Genomic DNA, 14,071 nt, shown 5'->3' on the forward strand with positions numbered 1-14,071 from the left:
TTGATATAATTAATTAAGAGGATAGTTCTGTCTAGCTAACAGGATAAAACAGGTTTACTCCGAGCCTGTTCCTCGTTTAATAATCGGAGAAGAATATCGGAGTCACAATTTTGTGGCTCTTTTTTATTTATATGGAGGTGTAAAATTATGGCAAATGCAAGTATAAACAAAGTTGATGTAAATAATCCTAGAGTTATAAATCTTGTTGCTAATGCAGAATTAACAGTTAAATTTAGCAAAAATATTCAATCAGTTAGCATAGTTAATTTAAGTAATAATGCTATATTCTGTAGAAATGATGGAGAACTAGCTACTACTGAAAATGTTAACTGCATTAAGTTAGATGCAAGTTTTAAAGGATTTGATTTATATTCAAGTACATTTTTTAATGAAATATCTTTTATTAGTTCAGTAAATTCACAAATTCAATTATTAAACATAAGGTAGGTGATAGTATGGCATTATATTTTTCTAATACTCCTAATTTAACAAATGTGAAAGAAAATGAATTAATGTATAAAGATACAAATGGAGATTTAAAAGGTACAGGAGTATTCGTACAAGATAATATGATTGTGTCCACTAAAGACTTAGAAATTCCACCTAATACTTTGCATTTAGGTGACAATATCGAACTTCATGAGAATGGTGGATTTATAGAAAATACTACTAATACACTAAATAAACGATATTTGTTGTTAGATTATGAGAATAGTAATGCAGGCACATCTAAGCCTATTTATTATCCAAGAGAGGAACTCGAAACCAATGTAGTTATACAGAGCGATAACGGTACAATAATGAATAATGTAAGTGAAATAGATATTACACCAACACAAGATGAAGAAATAAGCAGAGTGTATTTTGACTTAGTTGGACCAGTTACAAACTTTAAAATTAAACTAGAGGTTAATGGAAAAGATGTAGCATATTATCCAAGTAAAAATGCATGGAATGACAATACTGTAGCAGGATATAATCGCAATAATGGTGTAGCAAGTATAGACCTGGACCCTCACTTTTCATTTTTAACAGCTTATAATATAAAAATCCACATTAAGGCCGATAACGATATAACCCTAAACGGGAATGGCACAATACCTTACCTTGCAGTAGATAGACAAAAAATAAGTAAATTAGAAGTTGTAACAGAGGAACAGCAATTACTTTCTAATACTCACTATGTCAATCAAGGTAAAAACGATATACAAGATGCTATAAATTCATCATCATACAGAGATATAATATATGTTGCGCAAGGTTTATATGATGGATTAGACGTAAATATAAACAATAAAAATGAATTAGCAATAGTATGTCCTTTAGTAGCTGGCGCACCTTCTACACAAATAAACAACAGGGCATTAAATATAACTAATTCTTTAAGGATAAAAATGGGCAACTTAAGAGTAGAGAAACTAACTACTATTAGCGGAGGAACTGGCCGACATTATTTTAATAACATGAATTTTCTAGGGGGACTAACAATTGGCAATGAAAGTAATTTTATAATATTGCAAGAGTGTGAGTTCGCTGGAACTGTTACAATAAATGCAGATTTTGCAGGGATTTTATACTGTATTAACTGTAATTTTGCAGGAACAAATATAATTAATAATTCAACTCCGCAACAAGTTATAATTACACAATGCACTAATTTGCCGCTAACTCTTAGTAATGTATACCTAGGTGGCCTAAATTCTTTTACTAACATGGCAAGCAGATTAGATGTATCGTCAATATATATAAACGGTGTTAATATAAATGATATATTTCAAGTTAAATAATAGGCTAGGGGTTTTCCTCTAGCGTTTTTATTTGATAAAGTAAAATAAATTAAAAAACACTATTGACTTACTTTTAAAAGTACGTTATAATGTAATTAAAGATAGACAAGGAGGTAAGATAAATGAAATTCAATAAAGAGATTATAAAGAAAGCACATGAAATGACAAAGGAAATTAAAAATCAATATGCAGACGTAGACTATAAAACTCAATTTGGATTATGTTTATCTTATCTTCTAAAAAATGAGGAGGATATGAAAATGGTAGAATTGAAAGGAACTGAAAAACAAATAAAATGGGCAGAAAAAATAAGAGAAACAATGATAAAGCACATAGATTTTTACAAATCTAATTTCAATAGTGCTGGAGCTCTTAAAAAAAATTATTTCTTTGATTTCAAAGAAGAAATAATGAGTTTTATGGGAAAGGAAAAAATTAATACAACAGAAGCAACAGAATCGTTAAACAACATAATAGATACTGCATGGGACAATCTTACGAAAGAAACATCTTCTAAATTTTTTATAGAACATAGAGAAGAGACAACTGTAGAATTAATAAAAAAATTTTTATAGGAGGAAGTATGGCTAAAATAACCTTTAACAAAAGTGGGAGCGGTAGCATAACTGGCAGATTAAATATACCTATGGCGTTATTAAAATCTATAGGAATTACAGAAGAAGAGAGGGAAGTAGAATTATATATTAGAGATAATAAATTAATTGTAGAAAAGATAATAAAAAAAGAACCAATATAAAATCAGTTCTTTTTAACAACACATCTCATGTTACGGTTCAATTGAATTTTATCAAAATAATAAAAAACATATATTTAAATACATCATGTGTTGTTTGATAATAAATACAATATAACATAAAATTGTATAATTGTAAAGTACAAGACTAGGTTTCTGCGCTTAGTCTTGTTTTTTGTTATAATATAAGTAAGTATTGGAGGTGATGTAATGCCAAAACCAAAATTTAATGTTAATGATATAATAGAAAAATTAAACATTTTTATAGATGAAAATGAAGAACCATTAATACAAGAATTTTGCTTGCAATATGGCATAAGTAGATCAAGATTTTATGATTATGCAGCAGAAAATAAGCAATTGTCGGACACTATTCAAAAAGCAATTGATAAACAAGAAATATTTTTAATAAAAAATACTGAACGAGGTAAGCTTAATCCGACTTTTGTCATTTTTAGATTAAAGCAAAAATGTTTTGGATGGAAAGATAAACAAGAAATAGATCAGACAGTTAATGCGGAAGTTGTAACACTTACTCAAGATCAAAAAGAAAAGAAACTAAAAGAATTAAAAGAAAGGTTGAACGATATATATGACAAAGATTAGTTTAACCGATAAAGAACTAATAGAATATGAAAAAATGGTGGAGGAACTTGAAAAACAGAAATGTGAAAAGAACCTTCACTTTTTTTTAAAGAAAGCATGGCATTGCATAGAGCCAGCTGTAGATTTTACAGACAATTGGCACATAGGGGCTATTTGTGAATATCTTCAAGCGGTTACAGATGGACAAATAAAAAGATTACTTATAAATATGCCGCCAAGAAATTTAAAGTCTGTTACAGCTACGGTAATGTATCCATGTTGGACGTGGATTAATAACCCATATAAAAGATTTATTTCTATTTCGTACGCTGATGAATTAAGTAAAAGACATAACATGGACAGAAGAACAATAATAGAAAGTAACTGGTATCAAAATAACTGGTCGAATAATTTTACGCTTAAAGATGATTTAAATACACAAAGAAGATTTGCAAATAATAAAGAAGGGTTTATGTTTTCAACCTCTATAAATGGTAAGTTAACTGGTGATGGTGGAGATATAATAATATTAGATGATCCACATAACCCCAAACAAGCTGAATCCGACGCTGAAAGGCAACAGGCTTTATCTTTTTTCACGCAGACATTACCCTCTCGTCTAAATGATAAGAAAAACGGAGCAATTATAGTTATAATGCAGAGACTACATGAGGAAGATATAAGCGGTTATATACTTAATAAAGACTTAGGATATACACATTTGTGTTTGCCAGCAGAAGCAGAAGAAAAAATGATTATACAATTACCTATAAGTAAAAAAGAAATAGTAAGAGAAAAAGGCGACATATTAAACCCCAAAAGAGAAGATAAAGAAGAGTTAGAACAACTAAAAAAAGATATGGGTAGCTATGCTTACAGTGGTCAATATCAGCAAGACCCAGTTCCAGCAGGGGGAGGAATGTTTAAAAAATGGTGGTGGAAATATTGGAAGCCTAAAGGAATGGAGTTACCACCAGTAAGAGTTAAAAACGAGAAAGGCGAGTACATTTTAATAAATGCAGTAGATTTGCCAGAAAAATTTGACGAACAGGCTCAAAGTTGGGATATGTCTTTTAAAAATAATAAAGATAATGACTATGTAGCTGGTGGTGTTTGGAATAAAAAAGGTGCAAATAGATATATGATAGATTTAGTAAAAGAAAGGATGGAATTTACTGAAAGCTTAGAAGCTATTAGAAAACTCACAATTCAATATCCAAATGCAAGAAGAAAGCTTGTGGAAGATAAGGCAAATGGTCCTGCAGTTATATCTATGCTTAAAAATGAAATAAGTGGACTAATACCAATTAATCCTGGTGCAGATAGTAAAGAAGCTAGGGCGTTCGCTGTTACTCCTGTAATAGAAAGTGGTAATGTGTATTTACCACATCCAATGATTGCTCCATGGGTAGATGAATTTATAAACAATTGTGCTAAGTTCCCTAAAGTTTCACATGATGACGATATAGACCAAATGACACAGATACTTAACTATTGGGCAGCAGAAACAAAGATAAGAATAGCAATTTGTTAACTTCGCTAAACGTGTATTTAGCGAATACATATATATAAGGCTCATATATCGATTTTAAGGCGTGCAAATATAAATGCATATAATTATACCTAAAATTATTTTAACCGCTTTAAATAAGCTTTAAAATGTAATAAATTCAAAACAAACATGTACTCTTGTACGATATAAATTATTTTTACGATATAAGTTGACAAATAAGTTACGTAGTATTATAATAAATATATAAAATAAATGATAAAAGTGCCTAATATTTATTTTATGAAGTAAGACCTAATTCATATTGCGTACGAATGTGGATTAGGCTTTCAGAAAACATATAAGCATAACGATTCTATTGCATAATACACTCTATTAATTTAGAGTGTTTACTTTTAAATTTGAATATAATTATAATTATAAGGAGGGAAAGCAATGAGAGAAATTAAATTTAGAGGTAAAAGAGTTGATAATGGTGAATGGGTCTATGGATATTATTGCAAAGAAGATTTAGGAGAAGAAGGAATAAAGCATGTTATAATACCTGTTTATAGTTATAAGTATGTTGATGGAAAAACAGTAGGCCAATATACAGGACTTAAAGATAAAAACGATAAGAGAATATATGAAGGTAGTATTGTTAAATACACTTTTGATGTGCCTGGATCAGTATATGCAACAAAAAATGGATTAAAAGAAAGAATAAGTGAAGTGTTTTGGTCTGATTGGAGAAGTTCGTTTTCTGTATATGCTGATAAAAATAGTAAATTAGCTAATAATGATTTATTTAGATATGTAAGAAATGGAAATACCGTTGAAATAATAGGGAACATATATGATAATCCAGAACTTTTAAAGGGAGGTAAATAAATGAATAATATTAAATTTAGGTCATATACACCTAGCGGAATGATTGAAGTTAAAACTGTTGATTTTGAGACAGGATGGGCAACATTTAATGATGTTCTAGGAATTCAAGAATTCAATATAAAAGAGTTTCCACTATTACAATTTACAGGACTCCATGATAAAAATGGAAATGAAGTTTACGAAGGAGATATATTATTAAGAGATTTGGGATATGTAAAACAAATGGAGTATATATGTTATGAAAAAGGTATGTTTAAGGGTCATTGGTTTAAAGAATGGAGAAACCCATTTAAAAAGTGGTTTCCGGATGATACAACATTAGATGCTTATAGTTTTATAAAACAATTTGAAGTCGTAGGAAATATATATGAAAATCCAGAATTACTACAGTTGGACAGAAAAGTCCAATAATAAAGGAGGATTAAAGTGGATAAAAGAGAACTTAAACAAAAGACATTGTATATATTTCAAGACCAAGACGACATGTTAAAGAGGATAAGTAAAGAGCATGGAGAAGAAAGCTATCATATAAGGGCTGCTTTGGATCAGTATTTAGGAAAGTTTAAGGGGGAAAATTAAAATGAAAAATTACACAGTGAGTGTTCCAATAAGCGGATGGGTATGTGTTTCTGTAGAAGCTAATAACGAGGATGAAGCTATAAGCAAAGCTTTTGAAGAAGCTACATTAGAAGATTTAGAAGAGTGGGAAATGCATAAATGTATAGTAGAAGGAAATGTATTCCATGGATTAATGAATGAAATTGATATATTTAAAGAAGATTAAATAGGGGGTGATCAGATGGATATTACAATAAACATTCCATATATAGAAAGTAATTTTACCAGACGAGTTCCTAAAGAACTAATTGATATTGATTTAAATGAAATAAATCTAACTATTAAAGATTTTGACAATATTAAAGTATTTGAAGGGTTCGAAGTTTTGTCAGTTACGGAAGATGAAGAATATATATTGTTAAGCCTAGGTAATAAGTTAAAAAAATAGGAGGTGCAATATGAATAGTAATTTATATAAATTACAAAAAGATTTTGAAATATACTTAAATAATATTTCAACACTAACAAATAAATCATTAGAAGAAGTTTACAAACAAGCTAGAGATTTATCAGAAACAACCCCTATGTCTATATCAGATGCTTTAGCAGTTACTGCAAATAAAATAAATGATGTATATGTTGAGAAGAATATTAAACAGGAGAATATGTACAGTTCATATAAGGTAACCTCAATCCAACCTTGGAAGATGAAAGCTGTTACAAGTAACAACACTTTACAACACTTAGCAATGGCAGGATATTGTACTAATAAAGAACTGCAAGACATGAATATAATTAAGTTGAATAGAAATAAAAGGAGAAGTAAGTCTAGCAAAAGCTAGGCTTTTTTATTTGTTATTGTGTACGGTATTACTTTAAAAATAATATAAAATGTAGTATAATATAAGCATAGGTACGCTGGAGGTGTAAAAATGTTAACTGAAAATGAATTAAGAACTGATTCTATTCCTAAGATAAAAGTCACTCCTAATGAAAAACGTGTAATTGAGAATAGAATGGCTGAATTAGGATTCAAAAAGTATGGTAAATATGTTAGATATTGCATTAAGAAGGAAATGGAGGGTAAGTAATATGTCAGTAATTAGAGTTAATAAAGATAAAAATAATCCATATTTACTAATGAATAAAACTGGTTTAAATGATGAAAGACTTAGCTGGAAAGCAAAAGGATTACTAGCTTATTTATTAAGTCTTCCAGATGATTGGAAGATTTATATAGAAGAACTATCTAAACATTCTAAAGATGGGGTGAAGTCAACTAGTTCTGGTATAAAAGAACTTATAGAAAACGGATATGTAGAAAGGTCGATACTTAAAGATGAAGAAAATAAGTTTGCTGGATATGAGTATGTAATCGCCGAAACGCCGAAATGGGCGAACGGGAAACAGGAGAACCCAAAAAGGCAGGCTACTAAATATCCATTTAAACTAAGTAATAATAAACTAAGTAAAGGGAACGAAAGAAAGTTATCGTTCTATGAATTGATTGATAACTATAATTTATCATCTATAGAGAAAATAGATGATGCTATAAAGATAATTGAATACTATATATCAGTATATGAAGATGTATTTAAAATTAAACATATTAATTATACTGTTGAACAATGGGTTAATATACTAGAAGATATTTTTAAAAACAGTATTTGTGATGATACAAATATAGAAGTTCTAAAAAATGCAATAGATAAACATTTTAGTACAAAGTACAAGTATAAAGAAATATATTATTTGCATAACTTTAAAGACAAAGTAAAAGACAATAGATTATATGAATCAGATATTTTATGTTGTTAATATTTATATTTAGTAACAGAAAGAGTTTTTACCATGGGGCGCGCGAAATTAAGGAGGTTTGATAATGATTATAAAATATGAACCCAGTTTGGTTTTATATACTGATTCTAATATTAGAATCACAACATTGAATATAGGAGAAGAAATTTCCTTTATAACAGGTGACGGAACAGTATACAAAGGTAAGCTTATAAACATAAGAAAAAATGATATAACCATCAGTGATAGGAATGACAATAAAACAATTATGAATTTGAATAACATAGAGGTATTTATATAGGAGGAATTATGTGTAAATTTTGTGAAGAAAATTTTGAAATTGATACTATGATAGGAGAAAGACAAGTAATAATAAGGCTTGATGAAGAAAATAAAGAATGGTTGAAAGTTAGAGTACCGTTTGCCAACAATGGATGGGATAGTGGAGCAATAACAAAACCTTTTAATATTAATTATTGCCCATTTTGTGGTAAAAGCTTAATTGAGGAGGAGTTAAATGTTTTTAGTGAAAAATAAAAAAACAAGAGATCAATTAATTGAAATAGAGTATGGTTACAATCCTAATCGGTTTATACAATATTGCAAAACATATCCATGTAAAAATGGATATTATTCTAATATTAAAAAACGTTGGAGAAATTTCTTTTATATGATTTTACAATTAGTTATAACGCCTTTTCTTGTAGTTTTCGCATTATATTATGCGATACAAAGTTTATTTCCATATTGCTTGGTTATAACGAAAATTAAATCAGAAAAAAACAAGGAGGGATTGAATGTATAAATACACCGATAAAGAATTAAAAGAAATATATGACAATATAGTAATTTTACATGCCAAAAACGAACAAAAAAATAAGCATATATTAGATTACTTTGATAAGAAGAAAGTACAACACAAACCTTATACTTTAAAAACAGGGGATTATAGTTTTATGATTAAGGCTATACCAAAGTTAGGAATAGTAAGGGACATATATTTTGACAACAGTATAGCAATAGAGAGAAAAGCTAACTTAGAAGAATTATCTAACAACATAGGTAATGATCGCACTAGGTTTACAGATGAACTTATGAGAGCAAAGTTTAAAAATATGTTATTCATAATAGCATTAGAACAAGGCACATGGGGAGATTTAAGTTGGCACAGATATAAAACTAAGTACGATAACGAAAGATTTATAAGCACACTAAATGCTTTTCAAATAGATTATAATGTGCATATAGAAATGATTAACGATAAAATAGCGTTTGGTCACTATATAAAGAAAAAGTTTGAAATGTATGCTAAAAGATACTTTCTAGCTACAGAAATATAAAAAATTAACATGATATAATGTAAATAGAATGAACTTCGTGAAATGCAGATTTAGCGAAGTTGTCTTAAAACTCATTTAAACGCAAAATAAGAGCATATAAACATAAAATGTAGAATTAGTCTAGTATGTTGTACGATATAGCTTAAATTTTAAATTTGAGTGTTACGGAGGTAGTTAAATGAAATACATAATTATTTTTTTGCTGTACATATATGGTATGACAGGGATTTTTATTAGTATAAAGTTGTTTAAAAACACGATTGGAAAAATACTAGGTGGAGTTTACTTTGGATTGTTCTGGTTGCCGATACTGATAAGTGAAATTATTAAAAGAAGAATGGAGGTTTGAAAAATGAAATATAGAAAGAAACCAGTTGTTATTGAAGCTTGTAAGTTTGTAGTGGGAAGTTTAGCACCAGATTGGTACGCAGAAGAAGTGAAAAAAGGAAATATAATAGATAATAAAAATTGTTCTGGTGAAATACAAATTATTACACTTGAAGGCGTTATGAAAGCAAAAGAAGGAGACTACATTATAAAAGGAGTGAATGGAGAACTTTATCCATGCAAACCAGATATTTTTGAAAAGACTTACGAAAAAATCTAAGGAGGTGATTATATGAAATTATCTAATATATTTGAATTGAAAGCTAGAGATAATAAAAATATCTACACCAAGATTATGAAAACACAAGGCAATAGTCCTCGCTATAGTGATGTGAATTACACTACTATAGCTAAAGAAGGGTATATGCGTAACTGGATTATATTTAGATGTATGCAAGAAATAATTAAGGGTGCAATACAGTTAAATTGGAAAGTAAAAAGAAAAAATGCTGATGGAGAAGATGAAGAAATATTAAATCATCCTGCATTAAAAGTATTAGAAAACCCTAATCCTCTTTACGGAGAGTCCGAGTTAATTAAAAGGGCAATAGCATTTTATTACATACAAGGAGAAGCACCTTTCCACAGAATAGTAACAAGTAATGGGGTAAAAGAATTATATGTTTACAGACCAGACAGAATAAGCTTTAACAGTACAGGAGATATAAAAAGACCTTACGAACAAATAAGATATTTAAGCGGATCATATGTAGATATAGAACCAGAAAACTTTATGTTGTGGAAAAACTTTAACCCTCTTGACGATTGGGACGGATTGGGACATGGCATGAGTATGTTAGAACCTATATTAAAGAATGGAGATTTGCTAAACGAATTAGTTAACTGGAATATTTCTCTTTTACAGAATGGTGGAAATTTAAGCGGAGTAATAGCTTTAAATGAAAATGTTACAGATAACCAATTTGACAGAATGGAAGAAAGTTTAAAGAACAAACACCAAGGCGTTGAAAATGTAGGTAAATATATGCTATTACAAGGTGTAGCGAGTTATATTAATACTGGGACTAACCCTAAAGACATGGATTGGAATGAAGGAAAGAAAAACACAATGCAAGATATTTGTATAGGTATGGGAGTTGACCCTATACTTATCGGATTTAATGAAAATAGCAGCTATAACAATAAAAACGAAGCTGAAAAAGGGTTATATACTAAAACAGTAATACCACTTATGAGGGAATTATCCGACCAAATGTCATTGTTTTTAAGTTTAGACACAGAAAAAGGAGAATATATTGACATAGATTATAGTCATATACCAGTTTTGCAAGAAGACATGAAAGAATTGTATGATAGATTAAGTAAGGCTAAAGACATGACTATTAACGAGAAAAGAAAAGCTAAAGGAATGGACCCGTTAGACGGTGGAGATATAATAGCGCCAGAAGGTTCATTTGCAATAGTAGATGGAAAAATATATCTACCTATGAACTTGATTGAATTAGACAGTGTACAGCAAACTGCACAAGAAGAAAACAAGTCTTTTCTATACTAGAAAGAAAGGAGGTTGATAAGGAAGAAAGGATTAATAAAAGATTGCTGCAACAATATGACAGAATAATATTGCCTTTAGAAAAAAGATTTAAAATTAAAATAACAACTATATTAAATAAACAAGCAGAAGAAATCAGCAAAACGTTTAAAAAATATATGAATGAACGTAAAGCTGATGGTATAGATGAAGAAGAAGCAGAGGAAATAAGCAACAATATATACAAAGCAGATAAAGGTGTACAGACAATAATGGCAGCATTATTACCACTCTATATGAATGCTGGTGAACTAGGAAATAATTTCTTTAATAACATACACTTCGCAAATGAAGAAGAAGGCACTCTATTTGCAATAATTAGAGAAGATTATTTGCAATGGTTAGAAGAATATGGAGCAGAACAAGTCGTTAATATAAATACTACTACTAAAGAATTAACAAAGAGAATAATTAAAAATGGATTAATGAATGGGGATAGTATAGATAGCATATCAGAAGAATTAAGCAGTAGAATAAAGGAATATACAAAAGCTAGAGCGGTTAATATTGCTGAAACAGAAATGCATAACTCGTTCATGAGGTCGAATTTTTTAACAGGAGAAGTAAGTGGGTTTAAATTTAAAAAATGGATAAGCGCACAAGATGCGAGTGTAAGGCCATCACATCAAAGTTTAGATGGAATGGTTGTTAAAGTTAGTGAAGATTTTAAACCTGGACTAAGTTATCCGGGTGATCCACGAGCAAGTGCTAAAGAAACAATAAGATGTAGATGTGTAATTAGGTTCATGATGCAAGAGGATGATTGAGAAGGATAATACCTTCTCTTTTTTTATTAAGTAATACCGTAAAATATTTAAATAATTTGTACGATATTACTTGAAATTAAATGTAAATAAGTATATAATATAGTTAGTAACAAACATATCAAGTTAATCAATTCTTAATATAGTCAATTCAAAGGCGTATTATTCGTATATTATGTCTTTACAAAGTAAAGCAAAAGGAGGAATTAAGTATGAAGTGTAATGCAGACGCATATGTAAAAGATTGTTGTAATCAAGAAAATTGTTGTGAAGAATGTGGATATGAAGATTGTATGGAAAGTTGCTGTATATTTGATGAAACAGAAAAGTGTGAGAATTGTAAGTTTTGTATTAAAGATTAATTCTTCACAACTTTAAAGGAGTTGATAATTTGAAAAGTCAAGAGCAAGTAGAAAAACAGCTTGTAGAATTATTAAGAGAACAAGCTGATAGATTAGAAAAAGGAGATATAAAAGACATTTTTGTTTATAAAGCGATTAGACAACAAATACCAGTTTTAGAGGATATATTAGAGTTAAATGTGCTTAATAAATAAGTCACATTTTAAAAGCAATGTAAAGGTGGTGAATAAATGGAAATTGAATATGTAGAAGATAGAACATTGGGTTTGGATGATAAAGAACGCACATACTTATTACCTAAATGTCCTGCTTGTGGTAAATACCCAACTTACAATATGAATCCTTGCCCTTACTGTGGTGAGTTTTTAGAATATCCAGAAGAAATCGAAGTATCAAAGTAGTTTTAAACCCGTCGAATTCGACCAGTTTAGAAGGGTGATGAATTAAATTTGAAAATATCTAAAGCAATAACTGAAATCTTTAAACAAAAAGAACATACTCAAATGTTAATAGACGATACTGTTAGAAATGATCACAATAATAGAGTAAAAATAAGCAGATTAATAGGGAAAAGAGAAGGTTTAGAATTAGCATTAGAAATAATAAAAGAAAATATGTGATTCAAAATATAAAAACATTTCAAAGGTGGCGTAAAAATGGATATGTTTACAAAGTATTACCACCAAAGATTAAATGATTTAGATACAGAACTAAAGAATTATGAATCCATGTTTGAAGTAGCAGAAGAAAACAGCGAATTATGGGAAGTAGCTACATTCAAAATATGGGAAATAAAATGTAAAATAGAGCGTTTTAAAAAAATGTGGAGCGCTGATAAATTAAACTAAAGGAGGACTTGCAATGAAAATAAAAACATTCCCACTTAAATATGTGGAACAAGATTTAGAAAGAATAGGAAAGGCAGCAGATAAGGTAAAAGAATCTAAAGATGAATTTATTAAGAAAGCTGTAGAAGAAAGAATAAAAACTGTAGAAGGGGAAAGTTAAGTTTTACTTAACAGTAGGTAATATGTATAAAGTTATAAAATTTAAACGTTATTACCTCGTAGCAAATACAAAAGGAGAATACAAGAATCACACCCATATAAATGTACACAGCAGAACAGGAGAAAAAGAGTATAAGATATGTAAAACACTTATTTCTATAATTAATGATAAAAGAGTGCCTAAAAGTAATTATTTATTACAAAGTGCTATTAGACTAACACTAGATGAAGAATATAAACACAATCTACTAGAAATACAAAAGAGAAGAAAACAAAGATATTTTAATAGTCAGAAGGGCGTGAGAAGGTAATGTTACTGTTATTAAAAACATTTTTAGTGTATGCGATTGCTTGTTTAATTTTTGTAGCAATAATAACTTATAAGATAATGAGAGTAAGCAAACACATTAAAAAAGAAAAATACAATAAGCATATAAAATATATTAACAGTTCTAAGTGTGTTAGGGAAATAAATAAATAATGGAGGTTTGTATGGATAAAGTTAAAAGACATATGGATATATGTCAAGAATTAAATGAAATATATAAAAACAAAAATAGTGACTATGGTGATAGTTTTGGAGAAACATTTAAAAAATTAGGAATAATTAGTGCAGTGACGAGAATAACAGACAAGGTTAATAGATTACAAAGTCTATGTACTGGTGAACAAAAAGTAAACGACGAATCTATATTAGACACACTAAACGATCTAGCCAACTATGCAGTAATGACTAGAATAGAAATCGAAAATATGAGTGAAACAGAAGAAATTACACTTGGTAAATATGAAACGGTT

General features: G+C 29.1%; 29 protein-coding genes and 1 pseudogene. All 30 read left to right on the forward strand.

Annotated elements, in window-relative coordinates; all coding sequences use genetic code 11:
- Positions 1 to 147: 147 nt before the first annotated feature.
- Positions 148 to 447, forward strand: a complete 300-nt coding sequence (locus tag OW729_RS04385; RefSeq protein WP_268060243.1) for a hypothetical protein — start codon at positions 148 to 150, stop codon at positions 445 to 447.
- An 8-nt stretch (positions 448 to 455) separates the two neighbouring features.
- Positions 456 to 1,787, forward strand: coding sequence for a hypothetical protein (locus OW729_RS04390; protein WP_268060244.1), 1,332 nt, complete (start codon positions 456 to 458; stop codon positions 1,785 to 1,787).
- A 122-nt stretch (positions 1,788 to 1,909) separates the two neighbouring features.
- On the forward strand, positions 1,910 to 2,362 hold the full coding sequence (locus OW729_RS04395) for a hypothetical protein (protein ID WP_268060245.1): 453 nt from the start codon (positions 1,910 to 1,912) through the stop codon (positions 2,360 to 2,362).
- 8 nt (positions 2,363 to 2,370) lie between these two features.
- Positions 2,371 to 2,544 (forward strand): AbrB/MazE/SpoVT family DNA-binding domain-containing protein, encoded by a 174-nt coding sequence (locus OW729_RS04400; RefSeq protein WP_268060246.1) that lies wholly within the window; start codon positions 2,371 to 2,373, stop codon positions 2,542 to 2,544.
- A gap of 207 nt (positions 2,545 to 2,751) precedes the next feature.
- Entirely contained in the window at positions 2,752 to 3,147 is a 396-nt protein-coding gene (locus OW729_RS04405; protein ID WP_268060247.1) for a terminase small subunit, read from the forward strand.
- Positions 3,134 to 4,660: a phage terminase large subunit gene (gene terL / locus OW729_RS04410; RefSeq protein ID WP_268060248.1), complete on the forward strand. Its 1,527-nt coding sequence runs from the start codon at positions 3,134 to 3,136 to the stop codon at positions 4,658 to 4,660. Before OW729_RS04405 ends, terL begins: the two co-directional genes overlap by 14 nt.
- 411 nt (positions 4,661 to 5,071) lie before the next feature.
- Positions 5,072 to 5,506: a YopX family protein gene (locus OW729_RS04415; protein WP_268060249.1), complete on the forward strand. Its 435-nt coding sequence runs from the start codon at positions 5,072 to 5,074 to the stop codon at positions 5,504 to 5,506.
- Positions 5,507 to 5,917: a YopX family protein gene (locus OW729_RS04420; protein ID WP_268060250.1), complete on the forward strand. Its 411-nt coding sequence runs from the start codon at positions 5,507 to 5,509 to the stop codon at positions 5,915 to 5,917. It abuts the gene before it with no gap.
- A 15-nt stretch (positions 5,918 to 5,932) separates the two neighbouring features.
- A complete protein-coding gene (locus tag OW729_RS04425) occupies positions 5,933 to 6,085 on the forward strand; it encodes a hypothetical protein (RefSeq protein WP_268060251.1) in 153 nt (50 codons plus the stop codon).
- A gap of 1 nt (position 6,086) precedes the next feature.
- Positions 6,087 to 6,290, forward strand: a complete 204-nt coding sequence (locus OW729_RS04430) for a hypothetical protein (RefSeq protein ID WP_268060252.1) — start codon at positions 6,087 to 6,089, stop codon at positions 6,288 to 6,290.
- Positions 6,291 to 6,305: 15 nt separating this feature from the next.
- A complete protein-coding gene (locus tag OW729_RS04435) occupies positions 6,306 to 6,512 on the forward strand; it encodes a hypothetical protein (protein WP_268060253.1) in 207 nt (68 codons plus the stop codon).
- Between the two features lie 10 nt (positions 6,513 to 6,522).
- On the forward strand, positions 6,523 to 6,906 hold the full coding sequence (locus OW729_RS04440; RefSeq protein ID WP_268060254.1) for a hypothetical protein: 384 nt from the start codon (positions 6,523 to 6,525) through the stop codon (positions 6,904 to 6,906).
- Between the two features lie 90 nt (positions 6,907 to 6,996).
- Positions 6,997 to 7,155, forward strand: a complete 159-nt coding sequence (locus OW729_RS04445) for a hypothetical protein (protein ID WP_268060255.1) — start codon at positions 6,997 to 6,999, stop codon at positions 7,153 to 7,155.
- A gap of 1 nt (position 7,156) precedes the next feature.
- Positions 7,157 to 7,882 (forward strand): helix-turn-helix domain-containing protein, encoded by a 726-nt coding sequence (locus OW729_RS04450; protein ID WP_268060256.1) that lies wholly within the window; start codon positions 7,157 to 7,159, stop codon positions 7,880 to 7,882.
- A 64-nt stretch (positions 7,883 to 7,946) separates the two neighbouring features.
- On the forward strand, positions 7,947 to 8,162 hold the full coding sequence (locus tag OW729_RS04455) for a hypothetical protein (RefSeq protein ID WP_268060257.1): 216 nt from the start codon (positions 7,947 to 7,949) through the stop codon (positions 8,160 to 8,162).
- 8 nt (positions 8,163 to 8,170) lie between these two features.
- Complete coding sequence (locus tag OW729_RS04460) at positions 8,171 to 8,398, forward strand: hypothetical protein (protein ID WP_268060258.1); 228 nt, start codon at positions 8,171 to 8,173, stop codon at positions 8,396 to 8,398.
- Positions 8,379 to 8,666 carry a hypothetical protein gene (locus OW729_RS04465; protein ID WP_268060259.1) on the forward strand — a complete coding sequence of 96 codons (288 nt, stop codon included), beginning with the start codon at positions 8,379 to 8,381 and terminating at the stop codon, positions 8,664 to 8,666. Before OW729_RS04460 ends, OW729_RS04465 begins: the two co-directional genes overlap by 20 nt.
- The gene (locus tag OW729_RS04470; protein ID WP_268060260.1) at positions 8,659 to 9,201 is read left to right on the forward strand and encodes an ERCC4 domain-containing protein; all 543 of its coding nucleotides are present in this window, start codon (positions 8,659 to 8,661) and stop codon (positions 9,199 to 9,201) included. The genes OW729_RS04465 and OW729_RS04470 overlap by 8 nt, the downstream gene beginning before the upstream one ends.
- A 178-nt stretch (positions 9,202 to 9,379) precedes the next feature.
- Complete coding sequence (locus tag OW729_RS04475; protein ID WP_268060261.1) at positions 9,380 to 9,550, forward strand: hypothetical protein; 171 nt, start codon at positions 9,380 to 9,382, stop codon at positions 9,548 to 9,550.
- A gap of 3 nt (positions 9,551 to 9,553) precedes the next feature.
- A complete protein-coding gene (locus OW729_RS04480; RefSeq protein WP_268060262.1) occupies positions 9,554 to 9,808 on the forward strand; it encodes a hypothetical protein in 255 nt (84 codons plus the stop codon).
- A gap of 12 nt (positions 9,809 to 9,820) precedes the next feature.
- Positions 9,821 to 11,104 carry a phage portal protein gene (locus OW729_RS04485; RefSeq protein WP_268060263.1) on the forward strand — a complete coding sequence of 428 codons (1,284 nt, stop codon included), beginning with the start codon at positions 9,821 to 9,823 and terminating at the stop codon, positions 11,102 to 11,104.
- Between the two features lie 41 nt (positions 11,105 to 11,145).
- Positions 11,146 to 11,907: a phage minor head protein gene (locus tag OW729_RS04490; protein WP_268060264.1), complete on the forward strand. Its 762-nt coding sequence runs from the start codon at positions 11,146 to 11,148 to the stop codon at positions 11,905 to 11,907.
- Between the two features lie 209 nt (positions 11,908 to 12,116).
- Positions 12,117 to 12,266 carry a hypothetical protein gene (locus OW729_RS04495; protein ID WP_268060265.1) on the forward strand — a complete coding sequence of 50 codons (150 nt, stop codon included), beginning with the start codon at positions 12,117 to 12,119 and terminating at the stop codon, positions 12,264 to 12,266.
- Positions 12,267 to 12,295: 29 nt separating this feature from the next.
- On the forward strand, positions 12,296 to 12,460 hold the full coding sequence (locus OW729_RS04500) for a hypothetical protein (RefSeq protein WP_268060266.1): 165 nt from the start codon (positions 12,296 to 12,298) through the stop codon (positions 12,458 to 12,460).
- A gap of 36 nt (positions 12,461 to 12,496) precedes the next feature.
- The gene (locus OW729_RS04505; protein WP_268060267.1) at positions 12,497 to 12,667 is read left to right on the forward strand and encodes a hypothetical protein; all 171 of its coding nucleotides are present in this window, start codon (positions 12,497 to 12,499) and stop codon (positions 12,665 to 12,667) included.
- 48 nt (positions 12,668 to 12,715) lie between these two features.
- Positions 12,716 to 12,886, forward strand: a complete 171-nt coding sequence (locus OW729_RS04510) for a hypothetical protein (protein WP_268060268.1) — start codon at positions 12,716 to 12,718, stop codon at positions 12,884 to 12,886.
- 36 nt (positions 12,887 to 12,922) lie between these two features.
- A complete protein-coding gene (locus tag OW729_RS04515; RefSeq protein ID WP_268060269.1) occupies positions 12,923 to 13,114 on the forward strand; it encodes a hypothetical protein in 192 nt (63 codons plus the stop codon).
- Positions 13,115 to 13,127: 13 nt separating this feature from the next.
- Entirely contained in the window at positions 13,128 to 13,274 is a 147-nt protein-coding gene (locus tag OW729_RS04520; RefSeq protein ID WP_268060270.1) for a hypothetical protein, read from the forward strand.
- Between the two features lie 22 nt (positions 13,275 to 13,296).
- A complete protein-coding gene (locus OW729_RS04525; protein WP_268060271.1) occupies positions 13,297 to 13,584 on the forward strand; it encodes a DNA gyrase subunit A in 288 nt (95 codons plus the stop codon).
- 181 nt (positions 13,585 to 13,765) lie between these two features.
- Positions 13,766 to 14,023 (forward strand): annotated as a pseudogene (locus OW729_RS04530) (nucleotide modification associated domain-containing protein); the annotation flags it as partial.
- Positions 14,024 to 14,071 lie beyond the last annotated feature (48 nt).

This window comes from Clostridium brassicae, assembly GCF_026738875.1.
Taxonomy (GTDB): domain Bacteria; phylum Bacillota; class Clostridia; order Clostridiales; family Clostridiaceae; genus Clostridium_H; species Clostridium_H brassicae.

Excerpts from the sequence above, each read along its gene's own strand:
- OW729_RS04385 (WP_268060243.1), top strand. The coding sequence starts at position 148 with ATGGCAAATGCAAGTATAAACAAAGTTGATGTAAATAATCCTAGAGTT.
- OW729_RS04390 (WP_268060244.1), top strand. The coding sequence starts at position 456 with ATGGCATTATATTTTTCTAATACTCCTAATTTAACAAATGTGAAAGAA.
- OW729_RS04395 (WP_268060245.1), top strand. The coding sequence starts at position 1,910 with ATGAAATTCAATAAAGAGATTATAAAGAAAGCACATGAAATGACAAAG.
- OW729_RS04400 (WP_268060246.1), top strand. The coding sequence starts at position 2,371 with ATGGCTAAAATAACCTTTAACAAAAGTGGGAGCGGTAGCATAACTGGC.
- OW729_RS04405 (WP_268060247.1), top strand. The coding sequence starts at position 2,752 with ATGCCAAAACCAAAATTTAATGTTAATGATATAATAGAAAAATTAAAC.
- terL (WP_268060248.1), top strand. The coding sequence starts at position 3,134 with ATGACAAAGATTAGTTTAACCGATAAAGAACTAATAGAATATGAAAAA.
- OW729_RS04415 (WP_268060249.1), top strand. The coding sequence starts at position 5,072 with ATGAGAGAAATTAAATTTAGAGGTAAAAGAGTTGATAATGGTGAATGG.
- OW729_RS04420 (WP_268060250.1), top strand. The coding sequence starts at position 5,507 with ATGAATAATATTAAATTTAGGTCATATACACCTAGCGGAATGATTGAA.
- OW729_RS04430 (WP_268060252.1), top strand. The coding sequence starts at position 6,087 with ATGAAAAATTACACAGTGAGTGTTCCAATAAGCGGATGGGTATGTGTT.
- OW729_RS04435 (WP_268060253.1), top strand. The coding sequence starts at position 6,306 with ATGGATATTACAATAAACATTCCATATATAGAAAGTAATTTTACCAGA.
- OW729_RS04440 (WP_268060254.1), top strand. The coding sequence starts at position 6,523 with ATGAATAGTAATTTATATAAATTACAAAAAGATTTTGAAATATACTTA.
- OW729_RS04445 (WP_268060255.1), top strand. The coding sequence starts at position 6,997 with ATGTTAACTGAAAATGAATTAAGAACTGATTCTATTCCTAAGATAAAA.
- OW729_RS04450 (WP_268060256.1), top strand. The coding sequence starts at position 7,157 with ATGTCAGTAATTAGAGTTAATAAAGATAAAAATAATCCATATTTACTA.
- OW729_RS04455 (WP_268060257.1), top strand. The coding sequence starts at position 7,947 with ATGATTATAAAATATGAACCCAGTTTGGTTTTATATACTGATTCTAAT.
- OW729_RS04460 (WP_268060258.1), top strand. The coding sequence starts at position 8,171 with ATGTGTAAATTTTGTGAAGAAAATTTTGAAATTGATACTATGATAGGA.
- OW729_RS04465 (WP_268060259.1), top strand. The coding sequence starts at position 8,379 with ATGTTTTTAGTGAAAAATAAAAAAACAAGAGATCAATTAATTGAAATA.
- OW729_RS04470 (WP_268060260.1), top strand. The coding sequence starts at position 8,659 with ATGTATAAATACACCGATAAAGAATTAAAAGAAATATATGACAATATA.
- OW729_RS04475 (WP_268060261.1), top strand. The coding sequence starts at position 9,380 with ATGAAATACATAATTATTTTTTTGCTGTACATATATGGTATGACAGGG.
- OW729_RS04480 (WP_268060262.1), top strand. The coding sequence starts at position 9,554 with ATGAAATATAGAAAGAAACCAGTTGTTATTGAAGCTTGTAAGTTTGTA.
- OW729_RS04485 (WP_268060263.1), top strand. The coding sequence starts at position 9,821 with ATGAAATTATCTAATATATTTGAATTGAAAGCTAGAGATAATAAAAAT.
- OW729_RS04495 (WP_268060265.1), top strand. The coding sequence starts at position 12,117 with ATGAAGTGTAATGCAGACGCATATGTAAAAGATTGTTGTAATCAAGAA.
- OW729_RS04505 (WP_268060267.1), top strand. The coding sequence starts at position 12,497 with ATGGAAATTGAATATGTAGAAGATAGAACATTGGGTTTGGATGATAAA.
- OW729_RS04515 (WP_268060269.1), top strand. The coding sequence starts at position 12,923 with ATGGATATGTTTACAAAGTATTACCACCAAAGATTAAATGATTTAGAT.
- OW729_RS04520 (WP_268060270.1), top strand. The coding sequence starts at position 13,128 with ATGAAAATAAAAACATTCCCACTTAAATATGTGGAACAAGATTTAGAA.
- OW729_RS04525 (WP_268060271.1), top strand. The coding sequence starts at position 13,297 with ATGTATAAAGTTATAAAATTTAAACGTTATTACCTCGTAGCAAATACA.